Origin of the sequence: Streptomyces sp. WAC06614 (genome assembly GCF_003949795.1) — a bacterium.
Taxonomy (GTDB): domain Bacteria; phylum Actinomycetota; class Actinomycetes; order Streptomycetales; family Streptomycetaceae; genus Streptomyces.
The window spans coordinates 1-10,045 of record NZ_RPRY01000260.1; the positions used below are offsets into that span (position 1 = coordinate 1).

A 10,045-nucleotide genomic window follows, 5' to 3' on the forward strand; every position below is an offset into this window, starting at 1 on the left:
GGCTGAGGGGGGGCGGGAGCGTCAGCCGAGGCGGCGCTGGGGGACCGGAGGGCCCGCCACCCGCCTGCGCCCGACGAGCACGGCCTTGCGGACGATCACGATCAGCGCGGCCACGAGCGTCCCGGCGTACAGCCACCCGGCATTCAGGCTGAGGGCGGTGACGAGGCCCATCACCTGGGCCCCGAACCCGCCCGAACCGCCCTCCGCGATGAACCACGCGCCCACCGCGAAGGCGATCGGCACGGCGATCGGGGCGGTGATCAGGTCGGCGGGCCGGACCCACAGCGCGGTGGCGGCGGCCGCCGGCAGGAACAGGGCGCCGTAGCCGACCATCGACGCGTCGAAGATCAGCCAGTCGATCCCGGCCGCCAGCACCATCGCCACCACGGCGAACAGCCCACCGCCCAGCCCGGTCAGCCTGGGCCGCGGCAACCGCCGGCCGGCCCGGGGCCGGCCGGCGCCCGTACGGGGGCGCGGGCGCGCGCCCGTACGCGGCCCGGGGCGGGGGCCGGGCACGGTGGTACCCGCCGCCTGCCGCTGCGCAGGGTGATGATCTGACCGCGTCCTGTATCGCTCCACGCCACGAGGCTAGGCGCCGTACCCCCTCGGAGCCCCGTGGGACACGCGTAAACTGTCTGACGGCCCATGCCCGGGCCGTATCCTCCAGCAGCTACGGGAAGTCGCCAACGTGTCGCTCACGATCGGAATCGTCGGTCTGCCGAATGTCGGCAAGTCGACCCTGTTCAACGCCCTGACCAAGAACGACGTGCTGGCGGCCAACTACCCGTTCGCCACGATCGAGCCCAACGTCGGCGTCGTCGGTGTCCCCGACGAGCGCCTGACCAAGCTCGCCGAGGTCTTCGGCTCCCAGCGCATCCTCCCGGCCACCGTCGACTTCGTCGACATCGCCGGCATCGTGCGCGGCGCGAGCGAGGGCGAGGGCCTGGGCAACAAGTTCCTCGCGAACATCCGTGAGTCGGACGCGATCTGCCAGGTCATCCGCGCGTTCAAGGACGAGAACGTCGTCCACGTCGACGGCAAGGTCTCGCCCAAGGACGACATCGAGACGATCAACACCGAGCTGATCCTCGCCGACCTGCAGACCATCGAGAAGGTCCTGCCGCGCCTGGCCAAGGAAGCCCGGATCAAGAAGGACACGGCCCCGAAGGTCGCGGCCGTCGAGGCCGCCAAGGAGATCCTGGAGAAGGGCGACACCCTCTTCTCGCAGGGCTACGTCCAGGGCACGGAGAAGACCGAGCTCCTCCACGACCTGCACCTGCTGACGACCAAGCCGTTCCTCTACGTCTTCAACGTCGATGAGGAGGAGCTGACCGACGAGGCCTTCAAGGCCGAGCAGCGCGCCCTGGTCGCCCCGGCCGAGGCGATCTTCCTGAACGCCAAGCTGGAGGCCGACCTCGCCGAGCTCGACGAGGAGGACGCCATGGAGCTCCTCCAGTCGGTCGGCGCCGAGGAGCCCGGCCTGGCCACCCTGGCCCGCGTAGGCTTCGACACCCTGGGCCTCCAGACCTACCTGACGGCCGGCCCCAAGGAAGCCCGCGCCTGGACCATCAAGAAGGGCGCCACGGCCCCGGAGGCGGCCGGCGTGATCCACACGGACTTCCAGAAGGGCTTCATCAAGGCCGAGGTCATCTCGTTCGAGGACCTCATCGCGACGGGCTCGGTAGCCGAAGCCCGCGCAGCGGGCAAGGCCCGCATGGAGGGCAAGGAATACGTGATGCAGGACGGCGACGTGGTGGAATTCCGCTTCAACGTGTAAGCGTCTCGTTACTGTATGTTAGATAGTTCTGTCAAACATGCAGCTCAGAAGGGGTCGGACTCCAGCGAGCCCGACCCCTTCCGCATTCCCGTGCTGACTTGGTGCTGACTTTCAGCTGCTTCGGGGTGGCGTGAGTTTGTCGAGGTCCAGGCTGATCTCGAAGGGCACCGGGCGCTGGAGGGTGCCCCGGAAGATGCCGGCGGGCGCATAGACGCCGGTGGGTTCGTCGAGCTCGTAGACGTGGACGACGGGTGCCCCGTCCTCGTCCTCGATGCACCAGTAGTGCGGGATGCCGGCCTCCGCGTACTTGCGGAGCTTTACTGTGCGATCGCGATGGGCGGACTCGGGAGAGACGACCTCGATGACGAGCTGGACGTCTTCGGGAGCGAACCAGGTGCGGTCACCGTCGAAGTCGGCCGTCGTCACCAGCAGGTCCGGTTCGGGACGGTTGCGTGGGTCGAGTTTGATGGTCATCTCGCGGCCGACTCTGGTGTCCGCGGGCACCTGCTCCATGAGCGCGACCGTGAGCATGGTGACGAGGTGGCCGTGCCACCACCTCTGGGGCGACATCATGAAGACGAGGGCTCCGTCGATCAGCTCGGTGTGGCGGGGTGCCTCGGGGAGGCGGTCGAGGTCCTCCGCGAACCAGCCTTCCGCGCGCGGCGGGCGCATCCAGTCGGGCAGTGCGGTCATGGCTTCACGGTAGCGGCCCGCAGCTCAGGCTGGAGAGCCAACGATCCCGGTCCGGGGGTTTTCGGCAACTTGTCGCGCCATGACCGGCCACACACCTGGCATCCGGCCATGAGTGACTCATCGGTCCAGATCGCCGCGGTGGTCATCTCCGTGGCAGCTCTCGTCTTCTCGACGACGGCCGCGTTTTGGGCCCTCGTCTACAACCGGCGCCAGGCCAGAGCAGTGGCCAAGCCAACGCCCTCACAGAGAAGGCGCAACGCGAGCAGGCGGAGCCGTATGTCATCGTCGACATCAGGCCTCGCATCCCGGGGTCATCGCTACTCGTGCTGGTGATCGAGAACATCGGTCGGACCCTGCCCCGCAATGTACGAATCTCGGTGAGCCCTCCGCTGCAGACCACTCTTGGGGCCGAGCGGGCCGCGACGCTCAATCGCGCTGTTGGTCGCCCCATCGCCACCTTGCCTCCGAAGCGCCGAATTCCCTTCGTCATGGACATGGGCCATCAGCTGTTCTCCTCGGAGCTGCCCAAGATCTACGAGTTTCGGGTGGAAGCGGACGGACCGTTCGGCCACGTGGACCCGCTCATCTACACGGTGGATCTTGAAGCCCTCCGAGACAGTGCTCTAGAGACCGACTCAGTGCAGTGGAGTACCCATCAGATTGCGAAGGATCTCAAGAGAAGTGCAGATGCGCAGGAGGAGCAGTCGCGTTGCATCGAAGCTCTGAGCAGCGAGGTCCGGAAGCGGCTTGGACGGCGAAGCCCGGAGCAGGCCTCAGGTGTGGAGGTCCCTGAAGTGGTTGAACCCGCCCTCTCCGAGATCCCCATGCGACCGCTGAGCGATGACGGCGTTCCCACGTAGAAGACATCGACGCAATCCCGTGCTGATTCTGTGCTGACCTGAACCCCGCGGAACGGCGTTTTTGCAGATGGGAGCCCTGTGCTACGCGTTCCGCTTCAACGTCTGACCCGCCCGGCACAAGGCCGCCCGACCCGCGACGCAGCGGGTCGGGCGGCCTTTGTGTTCTGCCCAGCCGGCCCCCGCTGCGCGAGCCTGCGTCCGAGGGCAGGTGGCCCGCCGCCTGCCCCTCCCTATCGGCGTGGGCTTCGGGGGTCGGTCCCGCAGGGTGTTCCGGGGCGTCGGGTGGGGTCAGAGGCCTTGGACTGTGGCGATCGTGAAGGTGGTCGGGGTGCCTGTGGACGGGGTCATGGGGCCGCCCTTGTCGAACTGGGAGCGGACCACCAGGGTGCGGCCCGCCCTGTGGGTGAGGGTGGTCGGGATCTGGAGGGACGGGCTCGTCAGGGTGCGGGTCCGGCGGGCCTCGGTGCCGTCGGGGGACAGGTGCCAGCGGGTCAGGGTGTTGGTGGTGTTGTGGGCCACCCGCAGGGTGCCGTCGGGGGAGAGGGCCAGGCCGTCGGCGTGCTTCAGGTCGCCGCCGTGGAGGGTGACCAGGCTGAGGGCGCCCGTGCGCAGGTCCACGCGGTGCAGGACGCCCGCCGTCATGTCGACCGCCAGGAGCCAGCGGCCCGCCGGGTCGGAGACGATGCCGTTGAGGGCGATGGCGCCCGGGGTGACGGGCAGCGTGTAGGCCGGTTCCAGGGGACCCGAGCCCTGGGCGAGCTGGGCGGGGGTCACGCGGTAGATCGTGCCGCGGAGGCTGTCCGTGAGGTAGGCCGTGCCGTCCGGGGTGATCGTGAGGTCGTTGACGAAGAACGGGTCCGTGCCCGCCACCTCGAAGTGCGCCAGCCGGGTCCGGGTGCGGGTGTCGTACACCGCGACACCCGTGGTCGAGTCCGTCACCCACAGCCGGCCGCGCGGGTCCACGCGCAGGCCGTTGGCCGTGTCGCGGCCGTCGGTGCCGGCCGGGAGGAACACCTCGGCCGTGGACCGGCCCGGGCGGGCGCGGTAGATCGTGCCGTCCGCGTACGAGCCCACGTAGACGTCGCCCGTGCGGCCGTCCTGGGCTATGCCCTCCGGGTACACCTTGGCGCCGGGGAGGGTGAAGGCCGTGGAGATGCGCCCGTCCGCCACCGTGCCCAGGGGGGAGGGTGCCGCCGCCTGGGCCGCGGGGGCGGTCGTCGCCGTCAGGGCCGCCGCTGCCAGGGCTGCCGCCGCGAGGAGGGGGGTGAGGTGTGTGCGCATGGTAGATAGGACTCTTTCTGCTGGGTGGGCGCTAATTTATGTTAGAGGTCTAATGATGGCAAGCGTCTTAGGATTCCGGGATGACCTCCATGTCCCCTGACGAGCGCATCGGCTCGCACGTCAAGCGCGCCGAGCAGGCCCTGCTCGCGGCCAAGAACGCCGCGCTCAAGCCGGCCGGGGTGACCGTTCCGCAGTACGCCGCGCTGCTCTGGCTCGCGCAGAAGCCGGGGATCTCCGCCGCCGCGCTCGCGCGGCTGTGCGGGGTGACCCCGCCGACCATGAACACCGTGCTGAAGAACCTCCAGGAACGCGGCTGGATCGAGCGCAGCCCGCACGAGTGGCACCGCAACGTCCTGGAGACCCGGCTGACCGGCGAGGGGCGTGCCGTGATGGAGATCGCCGACCTCGCGGCCGTACGGGTGGAACGGGCGCTCGCCGCCGCGTTCAGCGAGGAGGAGCGGGAGCAGCTCGTCGCCTTGCTCGGGCGGGCCGCCGAGGTGCTCGACGCCCAGCGGTGAGCGGGGGAGCCCCCATCCCGGCTCCTCACTCCTTCCCGGTCGCGCCTTCCCGCGCCGCAGCGCCTGCCGCGCCTGCCGCGTCTGCCGCGCCTGCCGCGGCTCCCGCGCCTCCCGGGTCTGCCGCGCCTGCCCGCGGCTCCCGGGTCTGCCGCGCCTGCCCGCGCCTCCCCCGGATTCCGTCAGGTGAGACGCATCTCATGTTTTGTCCCCGCGGTGAAACCCGGCACCCGCGTTCACGCATCTCGGGTAAAGGGATACCCGACCCAGTTTCTGTCCGCCGAGGGCAGTCATGACCGTTCGGAGCGAAGTTCGTGCACCAGTACCCGCAGCGCCCGCGGCCCGATGACCAGCCGTACGGAGGGCAGCAGTCCTCGCCGCAGCCTCCGCCCCCGCCGCCGTACCGGCAGCCTCAGCCGCCTCAGTCGTCTCAGCAGCCGCAGTACCAGCGTCAGCAGCAGCCGGCGTACGGGCACGCGGCGCAGGCCACCCAGGAGATGCCCTCCTTCCGGCAGCAGCCCCCGCAGGGCCCGCCGCCCGGGGCCCCGTACTACGACGACCAGCCCCGGCGCGACCGCGACCACGAGCCCGAGCCGCCCGCCCGTAAGTCCCGCAAGAAGGTCTGGATCAGCGCCGGGCTGGTCCTCGCGCTGCTCGCCGGTGGTGCCGGCTGGGCGTACTTCAAGACGGACTGGTTCGACGGCAACGGCGAGACCGTCAGCTACGGCAAGCCGCCCGCGGGCGGGAAGGGCGACGGCTCCGGCGCCGCGTCCGGTGGCGCCGCCAAGCCCAGCGGCGACCCGGACCTGTCGCTGCCGACCGGCCCGGCCGCGGAGTTCAAGCAGACCACCAAGCTCGACGACGGCACCCGAATATCGAAGACCCGCCTCAAGGGCGCCAAGTCCGGCTTCGAGGGCGACGTCTGGGTCTGGACGCCCAAGGAGTACGACGACCCGAAGTACGCCAAGAGCGGCTTCCCGGTGATGATCGCGCTCCCCGGCGGCAACGGCTACCCGACCAACTACTGGGCCGACCGCAGCCTCGGCCTGCAGAAGGCGATCAGCGAGGGCGCGGCCAAGGGCACGAGCCTGCCGTTCATCCTGGTCATGCCGGTGCTCAACCCGGACGCGAAGTACTACTACGACGGCTCCGACATCCCCAACCAGCCCAAGATGGGCACCTGGATGGCCGAGGACGTCCCCGAGCTCGCCCGCGCCAACTTCCGTACCTGGAAGTCCCGCGACGGCTGGGCCTTCATGGGCAACTCCTCCGGCGCGTTCGTCGGCCTCAAGCAGCTCATGCAGCACCCGGACAAGTTCCGTGCGGTGATCGCCAACGGTGGCGAGACGGCCCCGGACTCGCCGCTGTGGAAGGGCTTCAAGGCCGAGATGGACGCCAACGACCCCGGCAAGCTCGCGCAGAAGCTCATCGCGACCAAGGGCAGCCCGGAGCTGTACGTCAACTTCCAGTACGGGACGAAGGAAGGCGGCCGGGACCGGCTGGAGAAGTTCCAGCGCGAGAACGGCAAGGGCCCCATCAAGATCGACCTCTACGAGATCAAGGGCGGCGACCACAACGGGTGGGACTACGTCCGGGGCATGAAGGAGCAGGGGCTCCAGGCCATCAGCAAGATCATGAAGGGTCCGAAGGCCGACGGCGGGTGATCCCGATGATCTGACGCCCGTCCCGGGCAACCCATCGGCTCGTTCATCCCTCTGTAAAGGGTGCAAGGGGGAACAATCAGAACGGGACGATCCGTGGTGCAGCACGACCAGCTCGAACAGCGCAACACCGCTAGCGCGACCGACGACACCGCCCACGCCGGGAACGGCGGAGCAGCGACAGGAGCCGCCGATGCAGCCGCCGATGCAGCCGCCGGCGCCGGCGCCGGCGTCGGCGTCGATGCCGCAGCCGGGCCCCGTCGCCGGCCGCGGCGCCGCCGCACGCTGCTGATCGGCGGCGCGGCCGCGCTCGTCCTCGCGGGCACCGCGGGGGCGTACAAGCTCGGGGCCTTCTCCGACATAGGGGATCCGGCCTCCTTCGGCCATGTGAAGGAGACCGCCGCCAACGGCGACCTGCGGCCCGGGGTCCGGATGCCCTCCGGGCCGCCGGCCGAGTTCGTACGGACCAGCCGGCTGCCCGACGGCACCCAGATCGCGCGCACCACCCTCAAGGGCGCGAAGTCGGGCTTCACCGGCGACGTCTGGGTGTGGGCGCCCAAGGAGTACTACGACAAGCGGTACGAGAAGAGCGCCTTCCCGGTCCTGATCTCGCTGCCCGGCGGTCGTGGCTACCCGACCAACTACTGGGGCACCGGTCCCGGCCTGGGCCTCCAGCAGGCGGTGATCGACGGCGCGAAGGCGGGCAAGAGCCTGCCCTTCGTCCTCGTCATGCCGGTGATCAACGCCGACACCAAGCACCACTTCGACGGCTCCGACATCCCCGGTCAGCCCAAGATGGGCACCTGGATGGCCGAGGACGTGCCGGATTTCGTCCGCGCGAACTTCCGGACCTTCTCCTCCCGCGACGGCTGGGCCTTCATGGGCTCCTCCTCGGGCGGCTTCGGCGCGCTCAAGCACGTCCTGAAGTACCCCGACCGCTTCAAGGCGGTGATCGCCAGCGGCGTCGACATCGTGCCCGACTCGCCGCTGTGGAAGGGGGACACGCAGGCCATGGACCAGAACAACCCGGAGAAGCTGGCGGAGAAGCTGATCGCCGCCGGCGGCCCCGACGTCTGGATCAGCTTCCAGATCGGCACCGCCGAGGACGGCCGCGAGAAGGCCGAGAAGTTCATGCGGGACTACACCAGGGGCCCCGTGCACACCCGGCTCCAGGTGATCCAGGATGGGGAGCACAACGGGAAGTCGTACGTACGAGGAATGAGGGAGGGTTCGCTGGAGTGGATCAGCAAGGTACTGCTGCCGCCGACCCCCGACCCCGGCGCACGGTGAGTCCGGCGGTCAAGGGCGCGTCCGCGGCCGCCGCCGGTATCGCGGCGCTGGCCGTGGTCGCGTTCCTGAGGACCGCCGACGACAAGCCGCTCCCCGTCACCTCGCCCTTCCCCGCCGTGGGCGTCCTGATGGCCAACGGGGAGCACTGGTGCACGGCGAGCGTGGTGGACAGCCCGAAGGGGAACGTCGTCGCCACCGCCGCGCACTGCGTGGCGCCCGAGGGCGCCGACGGCGAGCCCGGCGAGGTCGCCCACGACGGCCTGGCCATCGGCGAGCTGTCGTTCGCCCCCGCCTTCTCCGGCGGCGGCTCGGGGCAGGCGCCGCTGGGCCGCTGGAAGGTCCGTTCCATCCATGTGGACGACCGTTGGACGAAGTGGGGCGAGGACACCGCCGACTACGCCTTCCTGACCGTCGAGCCCGACAAGGACGGCCGCAGTGTGCAGGAGGCGGTCGGGCGCACGCAGGCGCCGGCCCCGGACTGGGCCTCCGGGTACGAGCGGGACGTGACGGTGGTCGGCTACCCGGACTCCGACCACAACCCGGAGAACAAGCCGGTCTCCTGCACCACCCAGACCAGCCACGACCAGGACGACCCGGACATGCTGTACATCGGCTGCGCCGGCTTCTGGACGGGCACCAGCGGCAGCCCGTGGATCGCCGACCGGGGGCCGGGACGGCCCGGGAAACTGATCGGCGTGCTCAGCGGCGGGGACACGGACGTGGACTCGACGGCGGCGCTGTTCGACGCGGACGCGAAGAAGCTGTACGAGCGGGCCGCCCGGGGCTGAGGCACTGGCGGAACGTTCCTCCTCGGCCGGGCCGGGTCCGGCCGGGTCTGCGCGGGGGACGTGGCTGGCGGGCCGGGTCCGGTTGGGTCTGTGCGGGGGACGTGGCTGGCGGGCGCTGCCGTACGGGTGTTACCGGCGGAGCGTTGCTGGCGGGCGCTGCCGTACGGGTGTTACCGGCCCAGCGTTGCCGTGCTGCTGGAGCGCTGTGCTGCTGGAGCGTTACCGCCGGAACGTTACTGTCGGCGTTCCGTCGAGACGATGACGACCACCGCGGCCACCACGATCGCGCCGCCGGTGACGATCGGCCAGGTCAGTTCCTCGTCGAGGATCAGCGCGCCGAGGACCACGGCCACGACCGGGTTCACGTAGGCGTACGTCGCGGTCAGCGACAGCGGTGCGCGCTGGAGCAGCCAGGCGTACGCGGTGAACGCCACCAGCGAGCCGAAGACGACGAGGTAGCCGAGGGCCACCCAGGAGCGGGTGGACAGGGCGGCGAGGTCCAGGCCGTGCTGCTCGCCGCGGGCCAGGCCCACCACGAGTCCGCCGACGCCGCCGATGAGCATTTCGTAGGCACTGGCCGTGAACGGGTTGGCCGGCATCGGCAGCTTCGAGGACCAGAACGAGCCCAGCGACCACAGCAGGGACCCGGCGAGCACCAGCAGGACGCCCCAGAGTCGGACCGCACCGCTCAGCCCCGGGCTCGTCAGTACCGCCAGCCCCAGCAGCCCCAGCAGGACGCCGCCCAGGGTGCGCAGCGGGGGCCGGTCCCCGGCCGAGGTGCGCAGCAGCACCACCCACATCGGTACGGCGGCGATCAGCAGGGCGGCCAGTCCGGACGGTACGGCGGTCTCGGCGAGGACGACCAGGCCGTTGCCGCCGAGGATCAGCAGCAGGCCGACCAGCACGGTCGAGACCAGCTGGCGCCGGGTGACCCGCAGGGCCGCCGGGCCCTGCCGCCAGGCGACCAGCGCGGTCAGCAGCAGCCCGGCGGTGACGAAGCGGGCGCCGGCCGACAGGAACGGGGGCATGGTCTCGACCACGACCCGGATCCCGAGGTACGTCGACCCCCAGACCACGTACACGATGGCCAGGGCCGCCCAGACCGCGCCGGTGATCCGCCGCGGGGCGGGGACGGCGTCGGCCGGGGCGGATCACCGGCGCGGTCTGGGCGGCCCTGGCC

The 10,045-nt window shown here is 70.5% G+C and carries 10 protein-coding genes; 6 read left to right on the forward strand and 4 right to left on the reverse strand.

Translation table 11 applies throughout. The annotated features are described in order from the left end of the window. Nucleotides 1–21: 21 nt before the first annotated feature. Entirely contained in the window at nt 22–579 is a 558-nt protein-coding gene (locus EF918_RS26800; protein WP_125651361.1) for a DUF6542 domain-containing protein, read from the reverse strand. Between the two features lie 109 nt (nt 580–688). Between EF918_RS26800 and ychF the strand changes: the two genes are divergently transcribed. Further along, nucleotides 689–1,777 carry a redox-regulated ATPase YchF gene (gene ychF, locus EF918_RS26805; RefSeq protein WP_125651364.1) on the forward strand — a complete coding sequence of 363 codons (1,089 nt, stop codon included), beginning with the start codon at nt 689–691 and terminating at the stop codon, nt 1,775–1,777. Nucleotides 1,778–1,888: 111 nt separating this feature from the next. On the opposite strand, the gene EF918_RS26810 is transcribed toward ychF, so the two are convergent. Further along, nucleotides 1,889–2,470: a Uma2 family endonuclease gene (locus tag EF918_RS26810; RefSeq protein WP_125651367.1), complete on the reverse strand. Its 582-nt coding sequence runs from the start codon at nt 2,468–2,470 to the stop codon at nt 1,889–1,891. A 329-nt stretch (nt 2,471–2,799) separates the two neighbouring features. Between EF918_RS26810 and EF918_RS26815 the strand changes: the two genes are divergently transcribed. Then, nucleotides 2,800–3,330 (forward strand): hypothetical protein, encoded by a 531-nt coding sequence (locus EF918_RS26815; protein ID WP_125651369.1) that lies wholly within the window; start codon nt 2,800–2,802, stop codon nt 3,328–3,330. 288 nt (nt 3,331–3,618) lie between these two features. On the opposite strand, the gene EF918_RS26820 is transcribed toward EF918_RS26815, so the two are convergent. Continuing rightward, nucleotides 3,619–4,611, reverse strand: coding sequence for an SMP-30/gluconolactonase/LRE family protein (locus tag EF918_RS26820; RefSeq protein WP_125651371.1), 993 nt, complete (start codon nt 4,609–4,611; stop codon nt 3,619–3,621). An 80-nt stretch (nt 4,612–4,691) separates the two neighbouring features. On the opposite strand from EF918_RS26820, the gene EF918_RS26825 reads away from it, so the two are divergent. The 4 genes from EF918_RS26825 to EF918_RS26840 all read left to right on the forward strand — a co-directional run bounded on the left by EF918_RS26825 (nt 4,692) and on the right by EF918_RS26840 (nt 8,865). Next, entirely contained in the window at nt 4,692–5,129 is a 438-nt protein-coding gene (locus tag EF918_RS26825) for a MarR family winged helix-turn-helix transcriptional regulator (protein WP_125651373.1), read from the forward strand. A 494-nt stretch (nt 5,130–5,623) separates the two neighbouring features. Next, on the forward strand, nt 5,624–6,790 hold the full coding sequence (locus tag EF918_RS26830) for an esterase family protein (protein WP_125651375.1): 1,167 nt from the start codon (nt 5,624–5,626) through the stop codon (nt 6,788–6,790). A 93-nt stretch (nt 6,791–6,883) separates the two neighbouring features. After that, on the forward strand, nt 6,884–8,077 hold the full coding sequence (locus EF918_RS26835) for an esterase family protein (protein ID WP_260610711.1): 1,194 nt from the start codon (nt 6,884–6,886) through the stop codon (nt 8,075–8,077). Beyond that, nucleotides 8,074–8,865, forward strand: a complete 792-nt coding sequence (locus EF918_RS26840; protein WP_125651377.1) for a serine protease — start codon at nt 8,074–8,076, stop codon at nt 8,863–8,865. The genes EF918_RS26835 and EF918_RS26840 overlap by 4 nt, the downstream gene beginning before the upstream one ends. A gap of 233 nt (nt 8,866–9,098) precedes the next feature. Here EF918_RS26840 and EF918_RS26845 read toward each other — a convergent pair whose 3' ends face one another. Further along, on the reverse strand, nt 9,099–9,947 hold the full coding sequence (locus EF918_RS26845; RefSeq protein ID WP_125651379.1) for an EamA family transporter: 849 nt from the start codon (nt 9,945–9,947) through the stop codon (nt 9,099–9,101). Nucleotides 9,948–10,045 lie beyond the last annotated feature (98 nt).